This is a genomic window from Burkholderia sp. A2 (assembly GCF_001729305.1).
In the GTDB taxonomy this organism is placed as follows: Bacteria; Pseudomonadota; Gammaproteobacteria; order Burkholderiales; family Burkholderiaceae; genus Burkholderia; species Burkholderia sola.
Genome location: NZ_LZXX01000090.1, coordinates 336,435 through 359,781, shown reverse-complemented (window position 1 = coordinate 359,781; position 23,347 = coordinate 336,435). Strand labels below are relative to the sequence as shown.

General features: G+C 67.5%; 23 protein-coding genes. 10 read left to right on the top strand and 13 right to left on the bottom strand.

Features of this window, described 5'->3' with window-relative positions; genetic code table 11:
* Position 1: 1 nt before the first annotated feature.
* Positions 2–859, bottom strand: a complete 858-nt coding sequence (locus A9Z05_RS13630; RefSeq protein ID WP_069618529.1) for a LysR family transcriptional regulator — start codon at positions 857–859, stop codon at positions 2–4.
* Between the two features lie 113 nt (positions 860–972).
* Between A9Z05_RS13630 and A9Z05_RS13625 the strand changes: the two genes are divergently transcribed.
* The 3 genes from A9Z05_RS13625 to A9Z05_RS13615 all read left to right on the top strand — a co-directional run bounded on the left by A9Z05_RS13625 (position 973) and on the right by A9Z05_RS13615 (position 4,003).
* Positions 973–1,356 (top strand): tautomerase family protein, encoded by a 384-nt coding sequence (locus A9Z05_RS13625; protein WP_069618528.1) that lies wholly within the window; start codon positions 973–975, stop codon positions 1,354–1,356.
* A gap of 139 nt (positions 1,357–1,495) precedes the next feature.
* Entirely contained in the window at positions 1,496–3,112 is a 1,617-nt protein-coding gene (locus A9Z05_RS13620) for a CHAD domain-containing protein (RefSeq protein WP_069618527.1), read from the top strand.
* 54 nt (positions 3,113–3,166) lie between these two features.
* Entirely contained in the window at positions 3,167–4,003 is an 837-nt protein-coding gene (locus tag A9Z05_RS13615; RefSeq protein ID WP_069618669.1) for a TOBE domain-containing protein, read from the top strand.
* A 181-nt stretch (positions 4,004–4,184) separates the two neighbouring features.
* On the opposite strand, the gene A9Z05_RS13610 is transcribed toward A9Z05_RS13615, so the two are convergent.
* The 4 genes from A9Z05_RS13610 to A9Z05_RS13595 all read right to left on the bottom strand — a co-directional run bounded on the left by A9Z05_RS13610 (position 4,185) and on the right by A9Z05_RS13595 (position 7,258).
* Complete coding sequence (locus tag A9Z05_RS13610) at positions 4,185–4,886, bottom strand: sulfate/molybdate ABC transporter ATP-binding protein (RefSeq protein ID WP_069618526.1); 702 nt, start codon at positions 4,884–4,886, stop codon at positions 4,185–4,187.
* 64 nt (positions 4,887–4,950) lie between these two features.
* Entirely contained in the window at positions 4,951–5,628 is a 678-nt protein-coding gene (gene modB / locus A9Z05_RS13605; RefSeq protein WP_069618525.1) for a molybdate ABC transporter permease subunit, read from the bottom strand.
* 10 nt (positions 5,629–5,638) lie between these two features.
* Entirely contained in the window at positions 5,639–6,433 is a 795-nt protein-coding gene (gene modA / locus A9Z05_RS13600; RefSeq protein ID WP_069618524.1) for a molybdate ABC transporter substrate-binding protein, read from the bottom strand.
* Positions 6,434–6,559: 126 nt separating this feature from the next.
* Positions 6,560–7,258 carry a phosphatase PAP2 family protein gene (locus A9Z05_RS13595; protein WP_069618523.1) on the bottom strand — a complete coding sequence of 233 codons (699 nt, stop codon included), beginning with the start codon at positions 7,256–7,258 and terminating at the stop codon, positions 6,560–6,562.
* A gap of 258 nt (positions 7,259–7,516) precedes the next feature.
* Between A9Z05_RS13595 and A9Z05_RS13590 the strand changes: the two genes are divergently transcribed.
* The gene (locus A9Z05_RS13590) at positions 7,517–8,626 is read left to right on the top strand and encodes a PHB depolymerase family esterase (protein WP_069618522.1); all 1,110 of its coding nucleotides are present in this window, start codon (positions 7,517–7,519) and stop codon (positions 8,624–8,626) included.
* Between the two features lie 80 nt (positions 8,627–8,706).
* Entirely contained in the window at positions 8,707–8,883 is a 177-nt protein-coding gene (locus A9Z05_RS13585; RefSeq protein ID WP_069618521.1) for a DUF3563 family protein, read from the top strand.
* 115 nt (positions 8,884–8,998) lie between these two features.
* Here A9Z05_RS13585 and A9Z05_RS13580 read toward each other — a convergent pair whose 3' ends face one another.
* The 5 genes from A9Z05_RS13580 to A9Z05_RS13560 all read right to left on the bottom strand — a co-directional run bounded on the left by A9Z05_RS13580 (position 8,999) and on the right by A9Z05_RS13560 (position 12,511).
* On the bottom strand, positions 8,999–9,418 hold the full coding sequence (locus A9Z05_RS13580) for an organic hydroperoxide resistance protein (protein ID WP_069618520.1): 420 nt from the start codon (positions 9,416–9,418) through the stop codon (positions 8,999–9,001).
* A 156-nt stretch (positions 9,419–9,574) separates the two neighbouring features.
* Positions 9,575–10,027, bottom strand: coding sequence for a MarR family winged helix-turn-helix transcriptional regulator (locus tag A9Z05_RS13575; RefSeq protein WP_069618519.1), 453 nt, complete (start codon positions 10,025–10,027; stop codon positions 9,575–9,577).
* Positions 10,028–10,218: 191 nt separating this feature from the next.
* Positions 10,219–11,028, bottom strand: coding sequence for a BPSS1780 family membrane protein (locus tag A9Z05_RS13570; RefSeq protein ID WP_069618518.1), 810 nt, complete (start codon positions 11,026–11,028; stop codon positions 10,219–10,221).
* Positions 11,019–12,017, bottom strand: coding sequence for a homoserine kinase (locus A9Z05_RS13565; protein WP_069618517.1), 999 nt, complete (start codon positions 12,015–12,017; stop codon positions 11,019–11,021). Before A9Z05_RS13565 ends, A9Z05_RS13570 begins: the two co-directional genes overlap by 10 nt.
* 98 nt (positions 12,018–12,115) lie before the next feature.
* Positions 12,116–12,511 (bottom strand): hypothetical protein, encoded by a 396-nt coding sequence (locus A9Z05_RS13560; RefSeq protein WP_006479446.1) that lies wholly within the window; start codon positions 12,509–12,511, stop codon positions 12,116–12,118.
* A gap of 128 nt (positions 12,512–12,639) precedes the next feature.
* Here A9Z05_RS13560 and A9Z05_RS13555 point away from each other — a divergent pair, with 128 nt between their 5' ends.
* Together A9Z05_RS13555 and A9Z05_RS13550 are read left to right on the top strand one after the other, a co-directional pair.
* Entirely contained in the window at positions 12,640–14,166 is a 1,527-nt protein-coding gene (locus A9Z05_RS13555) for an AMP nucleosidase (RefSeq protein WP_069618516.1), read from the top strand.
* An 895-nt stretch (positions 14,167–15,061) separates the two neighbouring features.
* Positions 15,062–15,193, top strand: a complete 132-nt coding sequence (locus A9Z05_RS13550) for a hypothetical protein (RefSeq protein WP_256121985.1) — start codon at positions 15,062–15,064, stop codon at positions 15,191–15,193.
* 183 nt (positions 15,194–15,376) lie between these two features.
* On the opposite strand, the gene A9Z05_RS13545 is transcribed toward A9Z05_RS13550, so the two are convergent.
* On the bottom strand, positions 15,377–15,667 hold the full coding sequence (locus A9Z05_RS13545) for a hypothetical protein (RefSeq protein ID WP_069618515.1): 291 nt from the start codon (positions 15,665–15,667) through the stop codon (positions 15,377–15,379).
* Between the two features lie 381 nt (positions 15,668–16,048).
* On the bottom strand, positions 16,049–16,807 hold the full coding sequence (locus A9Z05_RS13540; protein WP_059237322.1) for a TIGR00730 family Rossman fold protein: 759 nt from the start codon (positions 16,805–16,807) through the stop codon (positions 16,049–16,051).
* A gap of 1 nt (position 16,808) precedes the next feature.
* Between A9Z05_RS13540 and polA the strand changes: the two genes are divergently transcribed.
* From polA to A9Z05_RS13525, 3 genes are all read left to right on the top strand, one after another.
* Positions 16,809–19,562: a DNA polymerase I gene (gene polA / locus A9Z05_RS13535; protein WP_069618514.1), complete on the top strand. Its 2,754-nt coding sequence runs from the start codon at positions 16,809–16,811 to the stop codon at positions 19,560–19,562.
* Positions 19,563–19,839: 277 nt separating this feature from the next.
* A complete protein-coding gene (locus A9Z05_RS13530; protein ID WP_069618513.1) occupies positions 19,840–21,174 on the top strand; it encodes an NAD(P)/FAD-dependent oxidoreductase in 1,335 nt (444 codons plus the stop codon).
* 295 nt (positions 21,175–21,469) lie between these two features.
* Entirely contained in the window at positions 21,470–22,345 is an 876-nt protein-coding gene (locus A9Z05_RS13525) for a dienelactone hydrolase family protein (RefSeq protein ID WP_069618512.1), read from the top strand.
* Positions 22,346–22,429: 84 nt separating this feature from the next.
* Here A9Z05_RS13525 and A9Z05_RS13520 read toward each other — a convergent pair whose 3' ends face one another.
* Entirely contained in the window at positions 22,430–23,299 is an 870-nt protein-coding gene (locus A9Z05_RS13520) for a sulfurtransferase (RefSeq protein WP_069618511.1), read from the bottom strand.
* Between the last annotated feature and the right edge of the window lie 48 nt (positions 23,300–23,347).

Sequence of the window (23,347 nt, the reverse complement as noted above, 5' to 3'; positions counted from 1 at the left end):
TTTACGCCGAGATTGCAAGACTGTCGGCGAACCTGCGCAGCGCGGCGGCGGCGCGGGCGTCGCGTACGCGCGAATACAGCACGACCTGCGATCGCGGCAGCGCCGGCAGCCCGAATTTCGCGCCGACGTCGACCAGCGTGCGGGGGGCGACGCGCCGCGCGAGCGGGCAGACGGCCAGCCCCGCCGCGGCGGCGGCCGTGACCGCCGCGACCCCGCCGCCCGTGAAGCGCTCGCGCCATGGCAGCCCCGCACGGTCGAGCGCGCGCAGCGCGGCGGCCCGCACCCCGCAGGGGCCGGCCAGCACAGCGAGCGGCAGCGGCTCGCCTGCGCGCGGCGCCCAGTCGGGCGCGGCGAGCCACGCCAGCGGCTCGGTAAACAGCGGCGTGGCGTCGTCGCGCGGCGGATCCTCGCCGGGCTCGTGCCGGACGATCACCGCGTCGAACCGCCGTTCGTCGTACTGCGGAAGCAGGCTCGTCGACGCTCCGAGATGCATTTCCAGCGACAGCCCGGGATCCTGCCGGTGCAGGCTCGTCAGCACGGCCGGCAGGTCGGGCACCGCGACGTGCTCGCTGACGCCGAGCGACAGGCGCACCGTGCCGGTCGAGATCGCGCCGAGCGCGTGCTCGTGCGCGTCGAGCAGCGCGCGGGCGGCCGGCAGGAAAGTCTCGCCGTCGGCGGCCAGCTTGACGACGCGCGGCGTGCGCGCCAGCAGCGGCTTGCCGAGATGGGCCTCCAGCCGCTTCAGCTTCAGGCTGACGGCCGACTGCGTGGTGCCGAGCGCATCGGCTGCGCGCGTGAAGCTGGCGAGGTCGGCGACCAGCACGAACGCGCGTACCGCATCGAGATCGAGTACTTTCATTTCAGTTGAAAATGAATGAAATATTCATCAATGACTGTTCATTATAGGTTGCCGCGCCTAACCTGACGCTGTGTTTTCGATCTTCAACGTCACTCACCGACAGGAGCAGCACCATGCCATTCACCCGTATCGCCGTACGCGAAGGCAAACCGGCCGCCTACCGCAAGGCCCTCGTCGACGGTGTGCAACGCGCGCTGATACAGACGTTCAACGTGCCCGAGGACGACATCTTCATGGTCGTCACCGAGCACGCGGCCGAGAATTTCGTGTTCGGCCGTCATTACCTCGATATCGAACGCAGCGACGATCTCGTGATCATCCAGATCACCGCGAACAACACGCGCACGCTCGAGCAGAAGCGGGCGCTGTACCGGACGATCGCCGACAACCTGTCGCAGCAGCCCGGCGTGCGGCAGGAAGACGTATTCATCGGTCTCGTCGAGGTGCTGAAGGAGAACTGGTCGTTCGGCAACGGCATCGCGCAATACGCCGTCTGACGTGCCGGTTTGACGTGCCACAGGGAGACAGGGCCGGATCGTCGGCTGCGCTCTTTTGGGGCGTGTACTATGGAAGTTGCTTCACGAGCGACGCCGGCGCGGTCGATGCGCCGGCGATCCTTCTTGTGCAGGAGCCTCCATGTCGCGTGTGCTGGAAATCGTGTTGTCGTTGTCGCTGGAAGGGTGGCCGGGAAAGGGCGCAAGCCGCGCCCGTGGCGCGCAGCGCGACTTCGGCGCAGAACTCGTGCGCGCGTGGCGGATCTGCCCGCAGGTCCGGATGCGGCGCGGCCACGAGCGCGTGACGATCGAGCCGTGCCAGATCGAGGAGGCCGAGCGGAGCCCGGGCGCGAGCTGGTGGACCTGGCTCGAAGCGAACGCGCATGGCACACGGGTCGTCGCGTCGCGCACCGAGACGTTCGCGCCCGGCGTCACGCAGCGCGAACTGTTCGACGCGGAGCACGCTGGCATCGTCGTCGCGACGTCGCCGGTGCCTGCGGCACGTGCCGCGGCCGGTGCCGACGCGCCGGCCGCCGAGATCGACGGCGTTGCATCGGACACCGACGAAGCGCGATCCCAGGCGTCGGCGCTGCGCATCGTCAGCGAACGGCGGCGCGGGCGCTGGGCCGATGACAGCGGCGTCGTGGTCGAGATGACGCTCGACGACATCGCGCTGCACGGCGGCGGCGAGCCGCCGCGCCGCTACGTGGAGTTGCGACTGGCCGCGCCCGACTGGGAAACCGTTGCCGCGCGCACGGCCGCGCTGCACGCGCTGTTTGCCGCGGCGCGCGAACTGACCGGCGCGTGGCCCGCCTTCGTGCAACTGACGAGCGTGATCGACCGCGCCTGTGCGGGCGGGCCGGTAGCCGCCGCGCTGGTCAAGGCGCAGCCCGTCGACCTGAGCGGCATCCGCACGCAGCGCGCCGCGCTGTTCGCGCTGTCCGGCGACATCACCGCGCAATGGCTCGGCAACGAGTGCGGCGTGCTCGATCGCGACGATCCCGAGTTCGTGCACCAGATGCGCGTCGCGCTGCGCCGCCTGCGCACGCTGATGCGCTTCTTCCCGCGCTTCACCGACCGTCAATGGAAGGACACGCTCGGTGTCGACCTGCGCTGGCTCGCCGCGCTGCTCGGCACCGTGCGCGACTGGGACGTGTTCGCGACCGAGAGCCTGCCCGCGCTGATCGCGGCCGACGGCGGCGGCGGTGCGTGGGACGGCACGCTCGACGCCGCCCGCGCGCAGTCGATGGCCGCGCGCGTCGAACTGCGGCAGGCGCTGCATTCGGCCCGCTATGCGCGGCTGACGCTCGGCTGGCTCGAATGGCTGAGCGCGCTCGCGCTGCCGGCGGGTGGCGACGACGACGCGCCGTCGCTGCGGCGTCACGCGACCAAGCGCGTGCGGCGGCTGTTCGGTCATCTGTACGGCTCGCCGTCGCTCACGTCGCTCGACACGGCGGCGCGCCACCAGGTGCGGATCGATGCGAAGCGGCTGCGCTACGCCCTCGAATTCTTCGCGTCGCTGGCGTCGCGCCGCACGCGCACCGAGACGGTCAAGACGCTGGCGCGCGTGCAGAGCGTGCTCGGCGAAGCGAACGACGCGATGGTCGCGCTGCACCATCTCGAACAACTGGCGGCGCCGCCGTATCAGCTCGGTTTCGTGCGCGGCTACGGCGCCGCGCTCGAACAGCGGGCCGCGCGCGACGCCGAGACGCTGCTGGCCAGCCTGCGGCCGCCGAAGCTCGACGGCAAGCCGGGCTGAGCGCCGCGCGCCGGGCCCTATAATGGCCGCCCGTTTCCTGCCCGCATGCCGATGATGACCGACGCACCGCATTCTTCCTCGTCCGCCGGGCCGCTCGAACTGGGTGGCGAGCTGTGGCTGCGTGCCGGCGAACAGACGCTCGGCGGCGCGACGCGTATCGCGCTGCTCGCGGCGATCGGCGACACCGGTTCGATCACGCGCGCGGCGAAGGCCGTCGGCCTCAGCTACAAGGCCGCTTGGGAGGCGGTCGACACGATGAACAATCTCGCCGGCGAGCCGCTCGTCGCGCGTTCGACGGGCGGCAAGGGCGGCGGCGGCACGACGCTGACGCCGCGCGCGACGTCGCTGATCGCCGTGTTCCGCACGATCGAGCGCGAGCATCGCCGTTTCATCGAGGCCGCGAGCGCGGCCGTTGCCGGCTTCGACGTCGACTGGGCGCTGATCGGCCGGATCGGGATGAAGACGAGCGCGCGCAACCAGTTGTTCGGCAAGGTCGCGTCGATCGTGCGCGGCACCGTCAACGACGAGGTCACGCTTGCGCTGCCGGGCGGGCAAGCCGTCGTCGCCGTGCTGACGCACGAAAGCGCCGAAGCGCTCGGGCTGCGGGAAGGCGCGAGCGCGTGCGCGCTGGTGAAGGCGTCGTGGGTCGTGCTCGCGGTCGACGATGGCGGGCCCGACCTGAAGGTGTCCGCGCGCAACCGGCTGCGCGGCAGCGTCGAAGCCGTCACGGCGGGCGCGGTGAACAGCGAGGTGACGCTGGCGCTCGACGGCGGCGGGACGCTGACGGCCGTCGTGACCAACGACAGCGTCGATGCGTTGCAGCTCGGCTCCGGCCGGCGCGCGATCGCGCTGTTCAAGGCGTCGAGCGTGATTCTGGCGGTGACCGGCTGACCCGGCCGGCAGCGTGGCTTCCATTGGCCTGGGGCCGTCGTGCGGGGCGGCGTGAAGCCGGTGCCGCATGCGTGCGCATCGCACCGGCTTCGTTTCCGCTTTCAGCCTGTGCCGCGACGCGGCTGCTCTCAGGCTCCAGCGTGGCGGCGGGCGCCACGCTCACGACCACGGCGTCGCGCGTTCAGGTGACGCGCGTCGGCCACTCGGCGTGCGGCGAACTCGCCTGCACGCGTCCTTCGCTCAACTGCACGACCTGGTCGCCGAATGCGGCGACGTCGTCGGGGTCGTGCGAGATCAGCACCATCGGGATGTCGAGCCGCGCCTGCAGTTCGGCGAGCTCATGGCGCATCCGCTGGCGCATCGCGCCGTCGAGCGCCGCGAACGGTTCGTCGAGCAGCAGGATGCGCGGCTGCGCGACCAGCGCACGGGCGAGCGCCACGCGCTGCTTCTGCCCGCCCGACAGTTGCGACGGATATTGCCCCGCGAGCGATTCGAGATCGAACGCGCGCAGCCAGTACGCGACCTCCGGCGGCGCCGTCTTCGCGCGCGGGTTGCGCAGGCCGGCCGTGAGCCCGAACGCGATGTTCTGCCGCACGTTCAGATGCGGGAACAGCGCATAGTCCTGGAACAGGTACGCGACACGGCGTTCGCGGGTCGGCACGTCGATGCGGCGCGCGGCGTCGAACAGCGGCTCGCCGTTCAGCGTGATCGCGCCTTCGTCGGGCGTCAGCAGCCCGGCGATCGCCTGCAGCGTCATGCTCTTGCCTGCGCCAGACGGACCGAACAGCACGACGCGCTGCGTCGTCGCCGTGAACGACACGTCGAGCGTGAAGCGGCGCTCGGCGTTCGCGTAGGTCTTGCGGATGTCGACGACGACGCTCATGCGGGCCTCCGCCGAAGCGGGCCGGCCGCCGGGCGGCGCCACTGATACGGACAGGACGGCCGCTTCATGTCAACTGGCTCCGCCGGGCGCGCGACGGCACGAGCCAGCCGGTCGCGAGCAGCACGAGCACGCAGGTGATCGACGTCACCAGCACGAGGAAGTTGGCCGTGTTGTCGTCGCCGGCCTGCACGGCCGCGTAGATTGCAACCGACAGCGTCTGCGTGCGGCCGGGCAGGTTGCCGGCGATCATCAGCGTCGCGCCGAATTCGCCGAGCGCGCGCGCGAACGCGAGCAGCGCTCCGGCGAGGATCCCTCGCGTAGCGAGCGGCAGCGTCACGCGGAAGAACACCGCAACTTCGCCGAGCCCGAGCGTGCGCGCGGCGCGTTCGAGATGCGGATCGACGCCTTCGAACGCCGCGCGCGCCGATTTCAGGATCAGCGGAAACGCGACGACCATCGACGCGATCACCGCGCCTTGCCACGTGAACACCAGTTCGATGCCGAACTTGTCGAGCCACGCGCCGAACACGCCGCGCCGGCCGAGCAGCACGAGCAGGTAATAGCCGAGCACCGTCGGCGGCAGCACGAGCGGCAGCGTCAGCACGGAATCGACGACGTCGCGCAGCGGCGAGCGCCAGCGCGCGAGCACGAACGCGGCCGCGACGCCGAGCACGATGTCGAGTGCGGTCGCCCAGCCGGCAACCCTCAGCGACAGCAGCAGCGGGACCCAGGCGTCTTGCATCGCGATTCCCTCACTTGGCGGGCTTGAAGCCGAACGTCGACAGTACGGCCTGCCCCTGCGGCGACGCGACGAAATCGATGAACGACTGCGCCTGCGCGGCGTGGCGGCTGTCCTTGACCACGGCGATCGGGTAAGTGATGGCCGTCCGGGTCGGCACCGTCAGCGCGACTTTCACGCGGCCCGGCATGATCGCGGCGTCGGTGCCGAACACGAAGCCCGCGTCGACCTCGCCGCGCGCGACGTAGTCGAGGCTCTGGCGTACGTTGGCGGCCAGCACGCCCTTCGCGCTGACCGCATCCCACACGCCGGCCGTGCGCAGCGCGCCCTCGGTGTAGCGGCCGACCGGCACCGAGGCCGGGTCGCCGTACGCGATGCGCTTCACGCCCGGCGCGGTCAGGTCGTTCAGCGACGTCGGCGCGGCCGCGCGGCTGTCCGCCGGCACGATCAGCACGAGCGAGTTCGCCGCGAAGTCGCGGCGCGTGCCGGGCACGATCACCTTCTCGTTCACCGCGCGATCCATCGCCTTCTGGTCGGCCGACGCGAACACGTCGGCCGGCGCGCCCTTGGCGATCTGCTGCATCAGCACGTCCGATGCGCCGAAGTTGAACAGCACCTTGGTGTCCGGATGCTGCTTCTCGTACGCGTCGCCGACGGCCTTGAACGCGTTCGTCAGGCTGGCTGCTGCCGACACGACGAGTTCGTCGGCGGCGCAAGCGGGTGCGCTGAGCGCGACCCCGGCGGCAAGCGTGGCGATCGGCAGCAGGCGAAGCAGGGCGCGGCGAAGCGGACGGGCGGTTGAGCGCATGGGTTTCGTTGTGAATGGGTGGAAACCGTCATCGTAATATAGGGCGGGTTATAACGCTCGACATACTGCGCATGCGACGGTGCGCATGAAATGGTCAGACATGAAAACGGGCGGCCGGGCGGCCGGTCACGCATGAAGCGCAGGCGGCGCCGATTCGGTGCGCTGCAGCGACGACGGCTGCGACGCGGGATGGTAGTTCGGATTGGCCTTCCAGCGCGCGCGGACGAAGGGGCGCTCGTGGCCCGACAGTTCCAGCGCGACTTTGGTGACCCAGCGATGCGACGGCACCGTGAGGCCGTGGAGCGCCACGGTGACGAGCGCGAGGCTCGCGACGACCGCCGGCACCGACCAGCGGTGCGGCGCCGCGCGCCACGAGCCGGCGATGAACGCGAGCGCGGCGATCGCGCCGACGATGCAGCCTGTGATCGATTCGGACGGCGAATGCGCGTCGAGCGCGACCCGCGACACGCCGACCGCGATGCCGGCCGCCAGTCCGAGCGCGATGCCGGCGATCCGCACCGGCGTGCGCGTGCGGATCAGCGCGAGGAAAATCGCGACCGGATACACCGACGTCGACAGCATCGCATGGCCGCTGAAGCCGGTGAAATCCCACGCGCGGATGCCGATGCCCCAGCCGAGGAACGCGATCTTCGTGAGCGCGACCACGCCGATTGCGGCCGCGAGCACGCCGAGCCACGCGGCCGCGCGCTGCCATGAGTAGCCGAGCATGAGCCAGACGGCTATCGTGATCGCGAGCGGCAAGGTCAGACCGGCGCCGCCGAACGCGGTGATCATGATCCACAGGTGAGCGGGCAGGTCGAACATCGGGAAGGGGACGAACGAAGGCGGGACAATGCTTAAATCAACGCGCGAGCCGGGAAGAACGACTACAACGGATACAAGCGACGAAACCCCAGTATAGCGCCGTGTCCGTATGGGGGCCCGCTTTTGCGCCGCCGGGAACGCTCGGCGAGCAGGAAAAATCCTGGAAACAATGTTATGGTGCATTGCACAAAGTCAAACGATGCATCCGTTGCGGCGGCTTCATCGCGCCCCTATTTTTCCTGACTGCGAGCCCGATCGATGACCAAAAGTCTGACCAAGGTGTGGCTGGGCGGCATGAAACGCATGCTGTCCCCGGTCGCCAAGCGCGCGGCGCGCGATGCGCAGCGCATCGCGCGCGACGCACTCGAGGCCGCGGCCTCTCCTGCCGTGTCCGATCCGTCCCCGCCTCGCGAATCGCGCGTGCGGCCGCGCGCGGCCGCGTGGGCGGCGGGCGAGTGGACGCGCGGCGAACATCCGATGGCGCCCGCGCTCGGACGCCTCGTCCAGCATCTCGCATACGGGCTTTACGTGCCGCCCGGCCGCCGGCGTGGCGCGATGCCGCTCGTCGTGATGCTGCACGGGTGCCAGCAGTCCGTCGACGAATTCGCGCAGGGCACGCGGATGAACCTGCTGGCCGACAAGCACGGCTTCGCGGTGCTGTATCCGGAACAGTCGCTGCGCGCGCACGCGCATGGGTGCTGGCACTGGTATGAAGACACCGACCGCGCGGGGCGCGGCGAGGCGGACACGGTGGCGGCGCTGGTCGACGCGCTGGTCGACGAGCAGGGTTTCGACGCGTCGCGCGTCTACGTCGCGGGGCTGTCGGCCGGCGCGGGGCTCGCATCGCTGCTTGCGCTGCACCATCCGGACCGTTTCGCGGCGGTCGCGTTGCACTCGGGCCCCGCGCTCGGCGAAGCGAATTCCGGCATCACCGCGATGGACGTGATGCGCCGCGGGCTGCGGCAGAACCCGGCCGCGGTGGTCGACGCGCTGGTGGACGCCAGCGCATATCCAGGCATGCCCGCGCTGATCGTCCAGGGCGACGGCGACCATGTCGTGGCGCCGAAGAATGCCGACCAGCTGACCGTCCAGTTCATGCGCCTGAACGGGCTCGCCGACAGCCGGGGCGCGCTGCGTGGCGGCGAGCGCGTCGAGACGCGCAAAACGGGCGTCCAGATTACCGACGTGTGCCGCGACGGCGAGCCGGTCGTGCGGCTGTGTCACGTGAAAGGGCTCGATCACGCGTGGGCGGGCGGCGACGAAGCCGTGCCGTTTCACGCGGCGGTCGGCCCCGACGCAAGCGCGATGATCTGGGCTTTTTTCGAAACCCATCGCCGCACTGTGGCGACCGAACGACGCACGGTTTGATCGATGCTGGTCAAAGCCTAGGGTTTTCCCTATAATTCGGGAAAACCCTAGTCCAGAACCTTTGAATAGCGAGATCGACCATGTACCTGCTGAGCCACCTGTTCCTGATGCTGACCAAGAACGCCGAAAAGGCCGCGAAAGAGCGCGCCGACGCGTATCTGGCCGAAGCCACCGACATCTACGATCTCGAATTCCGCATGCGCAAGATCGATCGCGACGCGGCAATGAACCGTCCGTATTCGATCGGCGCGCGCTAAGCGGCGCACGCGGGCCCGCCGGCCCGCCATTTCGACGAATCGCGTAAAAGGGCGCGTGCGGCATCGAGCTGCACGCGCCCTTTTCGTATTCTGTCGAAGCCCGAACCTGGTCGCGTCAGACGACCGTCAGGCGCACCGGCACGTTGTTGCGCGTGGCGTTCGAGTACGGGCACACGTGATGCGCCTTGTCGACCAGCGCTTGCGCGTCGTTCTTGTCGAGCCCCGGCAGCGACACGCGCAGTTCGATGTCGAGCCCGAAGCCGCCCGCATCGTTCGGGCCGATGCCCACTTCCGCCGTCACTTGCGTATCGGCCGGCAGCGTCTGCTTGTTCTGGCCCGCGACGAATTTCATCGCGCTCAGGAAACAGGCCGAGTAACCTGCGGCAAACAGCTGCTCCGGATTCGTGCCTTCCGCGCCCGTGCCGCCGAGTTCGCGCGGCGCGGCCAGCTTCACTTCCAGCTTGTGGTCGGCGGATACCGCGCGGCCGTCGCGGCCGCCCGTGCTCGTGGCGCTGGTCTTGTACAGAATGTTCATCGTGCAACTCCTGTCGGGAAGAGAGGGGGAAAGCGGTCCGGTCGGACGGGATGTCGCCGGCCATGACTAAAATATAGAACACAAATGATTAGTGTGCAAATTAAATTTTGAAGAAAAACCCGCCAGCGCGGGGTGGGTGGCTTCGCGCGCGAAGTGTCAGCGTTCGTTGGCTACCGACAACGCGTCGCGCAACTGCTGGAGATCGGCGCGCAGCCTGATCAGGAAGTCGGGCGTCTGTTGCATCGCGCAAAAGAGATCGGCGGGCACCGAGCGCGCGCGGTCCTTCAGCGCACGGCCTTCCGGCGTCACGCGCACGTTGACGACGCGTTCGTCAGTCGCGCTGCGCACGCGCTCGACGTAGCCGAGCGCTTCCAGCCGCTTGAGCAGCGGCGTGACCGTGGCCGGATCGAGGTCGAGCCGTGCTGCGATGTCCTTCACGGCCAGGTCGTCGCGCTCCCACAGCACGAGCATCGCGAGATATTGGGGATAGGTCAGCGACAGCTTGTCGAGCAGCGGCTTGTACGCCTTCGTCATCGCATGCGAAGTCGAGTAAAGCGCGAAGCAGAGTTGCTCGTCGAGCGTCTGGGGCAGCGGAGGCAGGCGATCCATGATTCGGGAAGCGCGGCGGATGCGCGAACGATTTGCACACAAATTATTTTGCGCGCAAAAGTTCAGGTTGAACAGGGGGCGACCAGAGACGGTCGATACCGGAAAAGGGGAGAGATCGGAAGCGCGCCGGGCGCCCACCCGGCGCGGGAAACAGCGTGACGGCCGGCGACATGCGCCGGCCGGGAGAAGGGTCAGCGGCCCGACATCGTCGTCGTCGCGCCCGGTTCCTGCACGCCGAAGCAGCCGCGATAGGTCGCGTAGAACGAGCAGTACAGCATCGTGACGATGATGATCGTCACCGGCATCATGATCGTCAGCGCATACGCGCCGGCGCCGAGCGCCTGCAGCAGCAGCGACAGCGCGAGCGACGTGCCGAGCGCGACGCCGAACCACAGCACGCCGTACACGACGAACGCACCGCGATTGCGCCAGCAACTGACGACGCTGAAGAACAGCGCCTTCGCGGGCGGAACGTCATGCCACGCGACCAGCACCGGCGCGAACCAGAACAGCATCGCGACCGGCAGATAGAGTAGCGTCGCGAAGAACAGCGCGCCCAGCGTGCCTTGCGCGGCGAGCGTCTCGGGCGTCGTGTTCGCTTCGTCGGCCGCGCCCATCATCACGTGGAACAGCGCGCCGCCGTCCACGAGCGACGATGCCGCGAACACCAGCACCATCGACACGACGTAGATCACGCCGAGCACGAGCAGCCGCTGCGTCGCGACGGTGCCGTACGAGCGAAAGCCGTCGACGAGGATCGTCGGCATCACGGTCTTGCCGGCCACCGTGTCGCGGCACGCGGCCATGAAGCCGACCGCGATGCCGGGAATGAACACCAGCGGCAGCGCGGAGCCGATCACGGGCACCATCGACACCAGCGTGATCGCGAGCAGGTACGTGAAGAACAGCGTGATGAATGCGAGCGGATTCCGGCGGAACAGCCAGATGCCTTGACGGAACCAGACATAGCCCGTTTTCGCGGGCACTTCGATCAGTTGCATGCGGTTTGGATCTCGGGAAGCGCGGGCGTATGCGCGATACGCTCACGCAGAATGCGTTCGAAATGGCCGGGGTCGTGCGGCTTGAGCATCTCGGCCGCGCGCGGCAGGTAGAAGTCGTACAGGCGCGACACCCAGAAGCGGTACGCGCCGGCGCGCAGCATGTCGCTCCAGTGGCGGCGTTCCTCGGCCGTGAACGGCCGGACCGTCTGGTACGCGCGCAGCAGCGCATCGGCGCGCGCGACGTCGAGCACGCCGGTCGCAAGGTCGACGCACCAGTCGTTGACGGTAACCGCGACGTCGAACAGCCACTTGTCGCAGCCCGCGAAATAGAAGTCGAAGAAGCCGCCGAGCCGCACGTCGTGGCCGGTGCCGGGCGCCGCGTGCGCGAACAGCACGTTGTCGCGGAACAGGTCGCAATGGCATGGGCCGGCCGGCAGCGCCGCATAGTCGTCCGACGCGAAGAAACCGGCCTGGTGCGCGAGCTCGCTTTCGAGCAGCGTGCGTTGCGCGTCCGTGATGAACGGCACGATTGCCGGCACGTTCTCCTGCCACCACGGCAGGCTGCGCAGGTTCGGCTGGCTGCGCGGATAGTCGCGCCCCGCGAGGTGCAGGCGCGCGAGCATCTGCCCGACCTCGATGCAGTGTTCGACGCCGGGCGCGAGTTCGGCCGCGCCGTCGAGCTTCGTGACGATCGCGGCCGGCTTGCCGTGCAGCTCGCCGAACAGCGCGCCGTCGTCGCGCGGGACCGGGTCCGGCACCGGCACGCCGTGGGCGGCCAGGTGGCGCATCAGGTCGAGGTAGAACGGCAACTGCTGCGCCGTGAGCTTTTCGAAGATCGTGAGGACGTATTCGCCGCGCGTCGTCGTCAGGAAGAAATTGCTGTTTTCGATACCGGACGGAATGCCGCGGAACGCAAGCACGTCGCCCAGTTCGTAGTGGCGCATCCATTGCGCGAGATCGGAGTCGGAAACAGCGGTGAAAACGGCCATGCGGATGCGTCAGGTCAGGGTGTCGGCACGCGGGCGGCGTGCAGCGCGACAGCAGGTGAAGGGGCGGCGCGGCGCGGTCGGTGCGCGGCGCCACGGAATCAGTAGCGCAGGTTCAGCGACGGCAGGCGCGTGATCGGGATGCCCGCGTCGTGCGGCTTCGGCGACGTGTCGGGCGTCGAGCTCATCTGGTAGCGCGTGCCGAAGTTCGACTTCACGTCGATCTCGACCGGCTTGCCGCGGTCGCGGTACTCGGTGACTTCGGTGCCGTTCTTGCTCTTTTCGTGGAAGCTCGGCGTGCGGCGGATGTCGGCGAAGTCCACTTTCGACGTGACTTCGGCGCCCGGCCGGTTGATCTTGCGGAGATCGGGCAGGCCGGCGGCTTCGTTGGCCTCGGCCCGGGCCTGCGCGTCGGCGTCAGGCGTGCCGCCGGCGGCGTGGGCGACGCTGGCGGCGGCAAACGCGACGGCAGCGGCGACGAAAATGAGCGGCTTCATGATGAGTCTCCAGTGAACCTACCGATTTTAGCAAATACTGCGCGCCATCCGGCCCCCGCGTGCACAGGGCGACCATAAGGGCGACCTGGTTCCGTGGTAATGTCGTCGGATCAGACGAGGTGATGAAAATGAAGAACGATTTGAGCCGCCGGCACCGTGTGCTGTCGCCCGAAAGCCCGTCGACCGAGGCTTTCGACGATCCGATCGCTGCCGTCGCGCGGCTGTCCGCCATTTACGACACGAATACGGGTTTCCTGCGCGATGCGTTCGCGCGCAATCGCCGCCACGAAGCGATCACCGAGCACGTGCGCGCGTGCTATCCGTTCGTGCGGATCCGCACCGACGTCAACACGCACGTCGATTCGCGCCGCTCGTACGGCTTCGTCGCGGGGCCGGGCGTGTTCGAGACGACGGTCACGCGCCCCGATCTCTTCGCGAACTACTACCGCGAGCAACTGCGCCTGCTGGCGAAGAACCACCATGTCAAGATCGAGATCGGCGTGTCGTCGCAGCCGATTCCGATCCATTTCGCGTTTCCGGAAGGCATCCATCTCGAGGGCGAACTCGATCGCGACCGCCTGCTCGCGATGCGCGACATCTTCGACACGCCCGACCTGTCGTATCTCGACGACCGCATCGTCAACGGCACGTTCGAGCCGGCGCCGGGCGAGCCGCATCCGCTCGCGCTGTTCACCGCCGCGCGCGTCGACTTCTCGCTGCATCGGCTGCGCCACTACACGGCGACGTCGCCCACGCATTTCCAGAACTATGTGCTCTACACGAACTACCAGTTCTACATCGACGAGTTCGTGAAGCTCGGCCGCACGATGATGACGGAAAGCGACGATCCCGAGGTGCGCGCGTACCGCAGCGAGTACAGCGCATTCGTCGAGCCGGGCGACGTCGTCACGTACAACGCGAACCTCGGCGGCGAGCCGGCCGAGGGCACCGCGCCGCCGCGCCTGCCGCAGATGCCCGCGTATCACCTGAAGCGCGCGGACGGCAGCGGGATCACGATGGTCAACATCGGCGTCGGTCCGTCGAACGCGAAGACGATCACCGATCACATCGCGGTGCTGCGTCCGCACGCGTGGGTGATGCTCGGTCACTGCGCGGGGCTGCGCAACACGCAGCGTCTCGGCGACTACGTGCTCGCGCACGGTTACGTGCGGGAAGATCACGTGCTCGACGCCGACCTGCCGCTGTGGGTGCCGATCCCGGCGCTGGCCGAAGTGCAGCTCGCGCTCGAGCGCGGCGTGGCCGAGGTCACGCGGCTCGAGGGCGTGGAGCTGAAGCGCGTGATGCGCACCGGCACGGTCGCGAGCGTCGACAACCGCAACTGGGAGCTGCGCGACCATCGCGAACCCGTGCAGCGGCTGTCGCAGAGCCGCGCGATCGCGCTCGACATGGAAAGCGCGACGATCGCCGCCAACGGTTTCCGCTTCCGCGTGCCGTACGGCACGCTGCTGTGCGTGTCGGACAAGCCGCTGCATGGCGAGCTGAAACTGCCGGGCATGGCCGACACGTTCTATCGCGGGCAGGTCGACCAGCATCTGCAGATCGGCGTGAAGGCGATGGAGATCCTTCGCACGAACGGGCTCGACAAGCTGCATAGCCGGAAGCTGCGCAGCTTTGCGGAAGTGGCGTTCCAGTAACGCGCATGACTGGCAGGGGGAGGGCGATGCCCTGCCGGGCTTCGCGGCGGCGGGCGCGCGCCTGCGTCACCCCTCCGGTCGTCCGGACACTCGTCGTGGCCGCAATGCGGCCTTCGTACTCGGACGTGACCATATTCTCCAATTTGGAAGTTGTCCTATAGTTTTGTCCTTGTCATCGAAAGTATGCTCTCCTGCGTGGCGTTGTTCGACGCCCGCACGAAGGAACGGCGAATAGCCGATCCAATTGATTCTTATAATATTGAGAGTAGACGTATCCGATGAAAATCAAAATCCTGCTGGCTTCCCTGATGCTCACTGCTTCGCTGTCGGCCATGGCCCAAGCGGTGATCGGTCCATCCAAGCCGAAGCCGCCTTGCGAAAGAGAAGCGGTGCTCGGCCCCTCCGATCCTTGCAAACCCGTCGCAGTAGTCGGCCCGAGCAAACCCAAACCGTGTTGGTGCTACCTCGTTAATTAAGCCGTGAAAGAGGCGCGTCCATCCTTGGGTGCGCCTTGTTCGCAGGTTCAAGCGTGACAGAGAAGGGAACGCATCGATGGCGCGACGGAGCGGCCTCTACTGCGCAAGCCGGGGGAGGCATCGGTAGCCTCGAGATCTCATCGTTCATCGGCCGTCGGCTTTTTCTCGTCATTGTGATCGCTACGGTCTCCGCTCTGAGCAGTGCCATGAAGGCGTGCCCGGTACGGGGAATCGATTGAATGCGATGACGGTATTCGCCAGTGTCACCGACGGCAGCATGTCGCGCTCGTCGTCGCGGCAGACCAGGCTGTACCGGCTCTGCATCGACACGAACCGGGCGAGGCCGTGTTGTCGCCGGAACGTGAGCATCTTTCCGTGTTGCGGCGCCGTATTCGCTTACCCGTCGTTTTCTCGCGCCGTTGCTCGGCGAATTCTGCGACCGGCAGCCGGGCGTGACGGCCGAGTCGATCGTCAGCGACGACATGGCCGATATCGTCGAGCATCGGATCGATATCGCGGCGCGAACCGGCAATCTCCCGACAGCGGGCTGATTGCGCGGCGCAGGCGTATTTGCGCCATCACAAGCGCGGGCGTGACGTGTGTGACTGCCGAGGGTGGGGGGCGTCGGTCGACGTTCTTTCGGCCCGGTCAGGGCGGCTCGATAGAAGGGCGCGCCTGCGTCGGCAGATCGCCGATTTGCGGTACAGGCGGCTCAAAGCGGCAACGCCGGGGGCTCAGCACTCCCCCTTCTTTGCGTGTCCCGGCGGGCAGTGATAGCCGCCATGACCGCGATGACGCTGATGATCTTCCCATTCGCGGCGTTCCCAGTAGCGGCGGCCGTCCCAGTAGCGGTCGCCGTGCCAGCCGACGATTACCGCCGGCGCGGGGGCGACCACGACGGGCGCGGGTGCGACGACGACCGGCGCGGGCGTGCCGATGTTGACGTCGACGTTGACGGCGTGAGCGAGGCCGGACAGCGAAAGGCCGAGGCCGGCGAAAGCGAGGGCGATCAGCGAGCGTTGCATGTTCTTTTCCGTGGTGTCGTGATGAATGGGCCGACGCGACGCGATGGAAGCGAGGGGGACCGTTCCACCGGGGGAACGCCGCGTCGACACAATGCAGTGTGCTGCCGCGCGACGGAAAAGGCGAGTCATGATTATTACGGAGGATTGGCGGCGCGCAGGCGCGCGAAGGGCCATCCATTTGACAGTGGCGGGCCGCCGGTGCGGCTGAGCCCGTCGCATGACGCAGCGCCGACTGCGGGGATTTGACATTCGACCGCGCGCGGCGGTGAACGGTATTAACAGCGCGTTACAAAGTCGCGCCCGGCGCGCCGCCGGACCACGATGTCGGTCGCGTGCGAAGCACGACAACCGGCCGTCGGGCCGGCTGTCGTCACCGAATAGTTACAGATAGAACATCCGGTCTTCTTCCGGGCGCGGCGGATGATCGTCGTCGTCCGAACCTTCTTCCTCGCCGCTGTCCTCGTAGAACGCAAGCACCGCGTCGAGCACCTGGTCGGGATCGTCGATCACCTGCATCAGATCCATGTCTTCCGGATTGATCAGGCCCATCGGAATCAGTTGATCGCGGAACCATTGCAGCAGCCCCTGCCAGAATTCGCTGCCGACGAGAATGATCGGCACGAGGCGCGATTTTTTCGTCTGGATCAGCGTGAGCACTTCGGACAGTTCGTCGAGCGTGCCGAAGCCGCCCGGCATCACGATCACCGCATCCGAATTCTTCACGAACGTGACCTTGCGCGTGAAGAAGTGGCGGAAGCGCAGCGAGATGTCCTGATAGTGGTTGCCGGCCTGTTCGTGCGGCAGCTCGATGTTCAGGCCGACCGACGGCGCCTTGCCGGCGTGCGCGCCCTTGTTCGCGGCTTCCATGATGCCGGGGCCGCCGCCGGAGATCACCGCGAAGCCGGCGTCCGACAGCTTGCGCGCGATCTGCGCGGCGAGCTTGTAGTGCGGCGTGTCGGGTTTGAGGCGGGCAGAACCGTAGATGCTGACAGCCGGGCGGATCTCCGACAGGTACTCGGTCGCCTCGATAAACTCTGCCATAATCGTGAACATCTGCCACGATGCGCGCGCCTTCTTGGCCGTCGCGCGCTCTTGATCTGCGAGCGAACGCAGACTCGGAATCACTTTTCTCTTGTTCATAATGCCTGAAGAACGAAATCTGGAAGGTAAGACCCTGCTATTGGTTGACGGTTCGAGCTATCTGTATCGGGCTTACCATGCGATGCCTGATTTGCGTGGCCCTGGCGGGGAGCCGACCGGAGCGCTCTACGGAATCATCAACATGCTGCGCCGTATGCGCAAGGAAGTCAGTGCAGAGTATAGCGCTTGCGTGTTCGATGCAAAGGGCAAGACGTTCCGCGACGACCTCTATGCCGACTATAAGGCAAACCGTCCGTCGATGCCGCCCGACCTCGCGTTGCAGGTCGAGCCGATCCACGGCGCGGTGCGCGCGCTCGGCTGGCCGCTGCTGATGGTCGAAGGCGTCGAGGCCGACGACGTGATCGGCACGCTCGCGCGCGAAGCCGAACGGCACGGGATGAACGTGATCGTGTCGACGGGCGACAAGGATCTCGCGCAGCTCGTGACCGACCGCGTCACGCTCGTCAACACGATGACCAACGAGACGCTCGACCGCGACGGCGTGCTTGCGAAGTTCGGCGTGCCGCCCGAGCGCATCATCGACTACCTCGCGCTGATCGGCGACACCGTCGACAACGTGCCGGGCGTCGAGAAATGCGGGCCGAAGACGGCCGTGAAATGGCTGTCGCAATACGACAGCCTCGACGGCGTCATCGAACACGCGGCCGAGATCAAGGGCGTGGTCGGCGACAACCTGCGCCGCGCGCTCGACTTCCTGCCGCTCGGCCGCCGGCTCGTGACGGTCGACACGGCCTGCGATCTCGCGCCGCATCTCGACTCGATCGAAGCTTCGCTGAAGAGCGACGGCGAGGCGCGCGACCTGTTGCGCGACATTTTCGCGCGCTATGGCTTCAAGACCTGGCTGCGTGAAGTCGAGAGCGCACCGGCCGAAGGCGGCGGCGCCGATGCGGCGGAAGGCGAGCCGGCCCCGGTGATCGCAGCCGACGTCGTGCGCGAATACGACACGATCCAGACCTGGGAACAGTTCGATGCGTGGTTCGCGAAGATCGACGCGGCCGCGCTGACCGCGTTCGACACCGAGACGACCGCGCTCGATCCGATGCTCGCGCGGCTCGTCGGCCTGTCGTTCTCGATCGAGCCGGGCAAGGCGGCCTACCTGCCGGTCGCGCACCGCGGCCCCGACATGCCCGAGCAGCTTCCGCTCGACGAAGTGCTCGCGCGCCTGAAGCCGTGGCTCGAATCGGCCGATCGCAAGAAGGTTGGCCAGCACCTGAAGTACGACGCACAGGTGCTCGCGAACTACGACATCGCGTTGAACGGTATCGAGCACGACACGCTGCTCGAATCGTACGTGCTCGAATCGCACCGCACGCACGACATGGACAGCCTCGCGCTGCGTCATCTGGGCGTCAAGACGATCAAGTACGAGGACGTGGCCGGCAAGGGCGCGAAACAGATCGGTTTCGATGAAGTGGCGCTCGCGCAGGCCGCCGAATACGCGGCCGAAGACGCCGACATCACGCTGCAGCTCCATCACGCGCTGTATCCGCAGGTCGCGCGCGAGCCGGGCCTCGAGCGCGTGTATCGCGAGATCGAGATGCCGGTGTCGCTCGTGCTGCGCAAGATGGAGCGCACCGGCGTGCTGATCGACGATGCGCGCCTGCACGCGCAGAGCACCGAAATCGCGACGCGCCTGATCGAACTCGAGGGCGAGGCATACGAACTGGCGGGCGGCGAATTCAATCTCGGCTCGCCGAAGCAGATCGGGCAGATCTTCTTCGAGAAGCTGCAGTTGCCGGTGGTGAAGAAGACGCCGAGCGGCGCGCCGTCGACGGACGAGGAAGTGCTGCAGAAGCTGGCGGAGGACTACCCGCTGCCGAAGCTGCTGCTCGAGCATCGCGGGCTGTCGAAGCTGAAGTCGACCTATACCGACAAGCTGCCGCGGATGGTGAACCCCGCCACCGGCCGCGTGCACACGAATTATGCGCAGGCTGTCGCGGTGACGGGCCGCCTTGCGTCGAACGATCCCAATCTTCAGAACATTCCGGTGCGCACGGCCGAAGGCCGGCGTATCCGCGAAGCGTTCATCGCCTCGCCGGGCCACCGGATCGTGTCGGCCGACTATTCGCAGATCGAACTGCGGATCATGGCGCACATCTCGGGCGACGCGTCGCTGCTGCGTGCGTTCTCGCAGGGCGAGGACATCCACCGCGCGACGGCCGCCGAGGTGTTCGGCGTGACGCCGCTGGAGGTCAATTCCGACCAGCGCCGGATCGCGAAGGTAATCAACTTCGGGCTCATCTACGGGATGAGCGCGTTCGGGCTCGCATCGAATCTCGGCATCACGCGCGACGCGGCGAAGCTCTATATCGACCGCTATTTCGCGCGCTATCCGGGCGTCGCGCAGTACATGGAAGACACGCGCGCGGCGGCGAAGGAGAAGGGCTACGTCGAAACCGTTTTCGGTCGCCGCCTGTGGCTGCCGGAGATCAACGGCGGCAACGGTCCGCGCCGCCAGGCGGCCGAGCGCGCGGCCATCAATGCACCGATGCAGGGCACAGCGGCCGACCTGATCAAGCTGTCGATGATCGCGGTGGACGACTGGCTCACGCGCGACCGGCTTGCGTCGCGAATGATCATGCAGGTGCACGACGAACTGGTGCTCGAGGTGCCCGAAAGCGAGCTGTCGCTCGTGCGCGAGAAACTGCCGGAAATGATGTGCGGCGTCGCGAAGCTGAAGGTGCCGCTGGTCGCCGAAGTGGGCGCCGGCGCGAACTGGGAAGAGGCACACTGACGCACCCCGTGCGATTTCCCGCTTCCCGCGGCATATTGTTGCAGGGATGCCAAATATCGAGATGGTTTGCTTGTGGTCAACGCGCAAGCTCCCGGACAATGCATGTCAGGCATGTCATTGACGCGGGGCGGCGCGCCCCGCGTGCCGGATCGGCCGCATCGTCGTGCTTCGAACTGCACATCGATGATGTCCGAACCGGTTAATCCACCGGGCGGCGCGCGTGCATCGCGTTTGCTTCGTCCGGCGGCAGCATTTCGACTCGCAAAGGGGGAATCAGATGCATCGGATCATCATCGTAGGCGGAGGCGCGGGTGGCCTGGAACTGGCGACGCGGCTCGGCGACCGTTACGGCGCGCGCGGCAATCGTCCCGCGCGTGCGCTCGTCACGCTCGTCGACCGCAATCCGACTCACATCTGGAAACCGCTGCTGCACGAGGTCGCGGCCGGCAGCATGGACCCGTTCACGCAGGAACTCGAATATGCAGCGCAGGCGCGCTGGCACGGCTTCGAGTTCCAGCAGGGCGAGCTGACCGGGCTCGACCGCGCGGCGAAGCGCGTCACGCTGTCGCCGCTCAACGACAGCGACGGCGAGGAACTGCTGCCGGCGCGCGAGCTGGAATACGACACGCTGGTGATCGCGATCGGCAGCACGACCCACTTCTTCGGCGTGCAGGGCGCGCCGGAAAACGCGATCGCACTTGACACGGTCGGGGAGGCCGAACGCTTCCGCAAGCGGCTGATCGCGGCATGCATGCGCGCCGAGCACCAGGCGTCGGCGCCTACCGTGCCCGGCGAGTCGGCCGAGCCGCGTATCCAGGTCGTGATCGTCGGCGGCGGCGCGACGGGCGTCGAGTTGTCCGCGGAGCTGCGCAATACCGCGCAGGTGCTGTCCGTGTACGGGCTGCACAAGCTCGATCCGCGTCATGACGTCGGCATCGTGCTGATCGAATCGGGGCCGCGGATCCTGCCGGCACTGCAGGAGCGCGTGTCGACGGCGACGGCCGAACTGCTCGAAAAGCTCGGCGTGCGGCTGATGCTCAGCGAGCGCGTGACCGAGGTGGCGCCCGGGTTCGTGCATACCGCGAGCGGCAAGGCGGTGCGCGCGGACCTGACGGTGTGGGCGGCCGGCATCAAGGCGCCGTCGGTGCTGTCGCACCTCGACGGCCTTCAGGTCAACAAGCTCGGTCAACTCGACGTGCGCCGCACGCTGCAGACCTTCACCGACGACAACGTGTTCGCACTCGGCGATTGTGCGGCCTGCGCATGGCCGGGCAACGAACGCAACGTGCCGCCGCGCGCCCAGGCGGCGCACCAGCAGGCGAGTTTCCTGCTCAAGGCGATCGGCTGCCGGCTCGAAGGCCGCTCGCTGCCGGAGTTCACGTACCGCGATTTCGGCTCGCTCGTGTCGCTCGGCCACTTCAGCGCGGTCGGCAACCTGATGGGCGGGCTGATCGGCGGCAACATGCTGATCGAAGGGCTGTTCGCGCGCTTCATGTACATGTCGCTGTACCGGCTGCACATCGCGGCGCTGCACGGTTATCCGCGGATGATGCTCGACACGGTCGCGCACTGGCTGCGGCGCACGACGCTGCCGCGCGTCAAGCTGCACTGATCGCGTCGTCGCACGCGGAGCGGGCGGGGAATGCGCATGTCGTGCGTGTTCGCCGCCCGTTTTTCTTTTCGATTCGCCAGGGTTCGCGCGACGATCGATTCGGCGCCGCCGCGTGTCGTAATCGAGTCTTACACATCCGACAGTTGACGCGACAACGGATTATTGGGCATCTTGTCCGGGTTTTCGTTTGCGGCGGCGTGCCAACCGCCGCGACTTCCGCGCCGCGCGCCGGTGCGATGCCCCGTCATGCCGTATCGGCGATCGTGACGGCGGCGCCCAATCGAGGAGTGCATTCATGTTGAAACCCGAAGTCGACAGCCTGGTCCCCCACGTCCCGTTCTCGCGCCGCAAGTTCATGCAGGCTGCGCTCGGCGGCACCTTCGCGGCGGCCGTGCTGCCCGTGTCGGCGCAGACGGTCACGACCGACAGCGCCGGGCTGGACGTCGACACCATCGAGATCCGCTCGGGCGATGCGAGTATTCCGGCGTATCGCGCACAGCCGGTCGACAAGACGAACCTGCCGGTCGTCATCGTGATCCACGAGATCTTCGGCGTGCACGCGCATATCGCCGATGTGTGCCGGCGCTTCGCGAAGCTCGGCTATCTCGCGATCGCGCCCGACCTGTTCGCCCGGCAGGGCAATGCGGCGAAGTATCCGACGATGAAGGAGCTGTACGACCACATCATCAGCAAGGTGCCGGACCGGCAGGTGACGGAGGATCTCGATGCGACCGTCGCGTGGGCCGGCAAGAACGGCGGCGACCTGTCGCGTCTTGGCGTGACGGGGTTTTGCTGGGGCGGCCGCCAAGCGTGGCTGTATGCGGAGCACAATCCGCACGTGCTGGCCGCCGTGGCGTGGTACGGCTTCGTCGAAGGCAAGACCGACGAGATGACGCCGTTCAATCCGGTCGACCATGCGTCGTTGCTGAAGGTGCCGGTGCTCGGGCTGTATGGCGAGAAGGATCAGAACATCACGCAGGCGTCGCTCGCGGACATGCGCAAGGCGATCCAGGCGAGCGATTCGAAGCGCGCGCGCGAATCGGAGATCGTCGTGTATCCGGATGCCGGTCACGCGTTCTTCGCCGACTACCGGCCGAGTTACGTGAAGGGCGATGCCGAGGACGGCTGGAAGCGCGCGATCGAGTGGTTCCAAAAGTACGGCGTGATGTAAACGACGAGCGGCGGCATCGGTCGCCGCGGCACCGGCCGCCGCGGCATCGGCCGCCGCATCATCGTCGTCGCGCCGCGCGGGCGCTCAAGGATTCGGGCCGGTCGCGATCGGCCGCGACGGATCGGCGCTCCATTCGCTCCACGAGCCCGGATACAGCGACGCGCCGTGCAGGCCGGCCACTTCCAGCGCCAGCGCGTTGTGGCATGCGGTGACGCCGGAGCCGCATTGCAGGATCACGCGGTTCGGCTCGGTGCCGGCCAGCACGGCGGTGAATGCCTCACGCAATTCATGGCCGGTCTTGAAGCGGCCGTCGGCGGTCAGGTTGTCCTTGAAGAAACGGTTGCGCGCGCCCGGAATGTGGCCGCCCACCCGATCGATCGTTTCGTTTTCGCCGCGATAGCGATCCGGTGCGCGTGCATCGATCACGACGCGCGCGGGCGACGACACGTTCGCGAGCACGGTCGCTGCATCGACCGTCGATTCGAGCGGCGTGGCCGAGCGGAAGTCGCCGGCGACCGGGTGCGGCACGTCGGTCGTCAGCGGCTGACCGGCCGCTTCCCAGGCCTGCAAGCCGCCGTCGAGCACGGCAACCGAATCGTGGCCGAGCCAGCGCAGCAGCCACCACAGGCGCGCCGCATAGGCGCCGCCTTGCGCGTCGTACGCGACGACCTGCTGACCCTGCTTGAGGCCGCGGCTGGCGAGCAGCGTCGCGAGCGCGTCGCGGGTCGGCAGCGGATGGCGGCCGTTGGTGCCCGTCTTGCGGCCCGACAGGTCGCGGTCGAGATGAAGATAGTGCGCGCCGGGAAGGTGACCTGCCGCGTAGGCGGCTTCGCCGGCGCCGGGATCGGCGAGATCGAAGCGGCAGTCGAACAGCGCGACGCTGCCGGGCGCCGCGGCCAGGCGCTCGGCGAGATTGGCGGCGGAGATGAGCGTGGTGTAATGAGTGTGCGGCATGACGACTCCCTGGAGTGCAAATGGCCTGACACTCCAAGTCTAAACAAA

Coding starts and splice junctions, on each gene's coding strand:
- A9Z05_RS13630 (WP_069618529.1), bottom strand. CDS start 859: ATGAAAGTACTCGATCTCGATGCGGTACGCGCGTTCGTGCTGGTCGCC.
- A9Z05_RS13625 (WP_069618528.1), top strand. CDS start 973: ATGCCATTCACCCGTATCGCCGTACGCGAAGGCAAACCGGCCGCCTAC.
- A9Z05_RS13620 (WP_069618527.1), top strand. CDS start 1,496: ATGTCGCGTGTGCTGGAAATCGTGTTGTCGTTGTCGCTGGAAGGGTGG.
- A9Z05_RS13615 (WP_069618669.1), top strand. CDS start 3,167: ATGACCGACGCACCGCATTCTTCCTCGTCCGCCGGGCCGCTCGAACTG.
- A9Z05_RS13610 (WP_069618526.1), bottom strand. CDS start 4,886: ATGAGCGTCGTCGTCGACATCCGCAAGACCTACGCGAACGCCGAGCGC.
- modB (WP_069618525.1), bottom strand. CDS start 5,628: ATGCAAGACGCCTGGGTCCCGCTGCTGCTGTCGCTGAGGGTTGCCGGC.
- modA (WP_069618524.1), bottom strand. CDS start 6,433: ATGCGCTCAACCGCCCGTCCGCTTCGCCGCGCCCTGCTTCGCCTGCTG.
- A9Z05_RS13595 (WP_069618523.1), bottom strand. CDS start 7,258: ATGTTCGACCTGCCCGCTCACCTGTGGATCATGATCACCGCGTTCGGC.
- A9Z05_RS13590 (WP_069618522.1), top strand. CDS start 7,517: ATGACCAAAAGTCTGACCAAGGTGTGGCTGGGCGGCATGAAACGCATG.
- A9Z05_RS13585 (WP_069618521.1), top strand. CDS start 8,707: ATGTACCTGCTGAGCCACCTGTTCCTGATGCTGACCAAGAACGCCGAA.
- A9Z05_RS13580 (WP_069618520.1), bottom strand. CDS start 9,418: ATGAACATTCTGTACAAGACCAGCGCCACGAGCACGGGCGGCCGCGAC.
- A9Z05_RS13575 (WP_069618519.1), bottom strand. CDS start 10,027: ATGGATCGCCTGCCTCCGCTGCCCCAGACGCTCGACGAGCAACTCTGC.
- A9Z05_RS13570 (WP_069618518.1), bottom strand. CDS start 11,028: ATGCAACTGATCGAAGTGCCCGCGAAAACGGGCTATGTCTGGTTCCGT.
- A9Z05_RS13565 (WP_069618517.1), bottom strand. CDS start 12,017: ATGGCCGTTTTCACCGCTGTTTCCGACTCCGATCTCGCGCAATGGATG.
- A9Z05_RS13560 (WP_006479446.1), bottom strand. CDS start 12,511: ATGAAGCCGCTCATTTTCGTCGCCGCTGCCGTCGCGTTTGCCGCCGCC.
- A9Z05_RS13555 (WP_069618516.1), top strand. CDS start 12,640: ATGAAGAACGATTTGAGCCGCCGGCACCGTGTGCTGTCGCCCGAAAGC.
- A9Z05_RS13545 (WP_069618515.1), bottom strand. CDS start 15,667: ATGCAACGCTCGCTGATCGCCCTCGCTTTCGCCGGCCTCGGCCTTTCG.
- A9Z05_RS13540 (WP_059237322.1), bottom strand. CDS start 16,807: ATGAACAAGAGAAAAGTGATTCCGAGTCTGCGTTCGCTCGCAGATCAA.
- polA (WP_069618514.1), top strand. CDS start 16,809: ATGCCTGAAGAACGAAATCTGGAAGGTAAGACCCTGCTATTGGTTGAC.
- A9Z05_RS13530 (WP_069618513.1), top strand. CDS start 19,840: ATGCATCGGATCATCATCGTAGGCGGAGGCGCGGGTGGCCTGGAACTG.
- A9Z05_RS13525 (WP_069618512.1), top strand. CDS start 21,470: ATGTTGAAACCCGAAGTCGACAGCCTGGTCCCCCACGTCCCGTTCTCG.
- A9Z05_RS13520 (WP_069618511.1), bottom strand. CDS start 23,299: ATGCCGCACACTCATTACACCACGCTCATCTCCGCCGCCAATCTCGCC.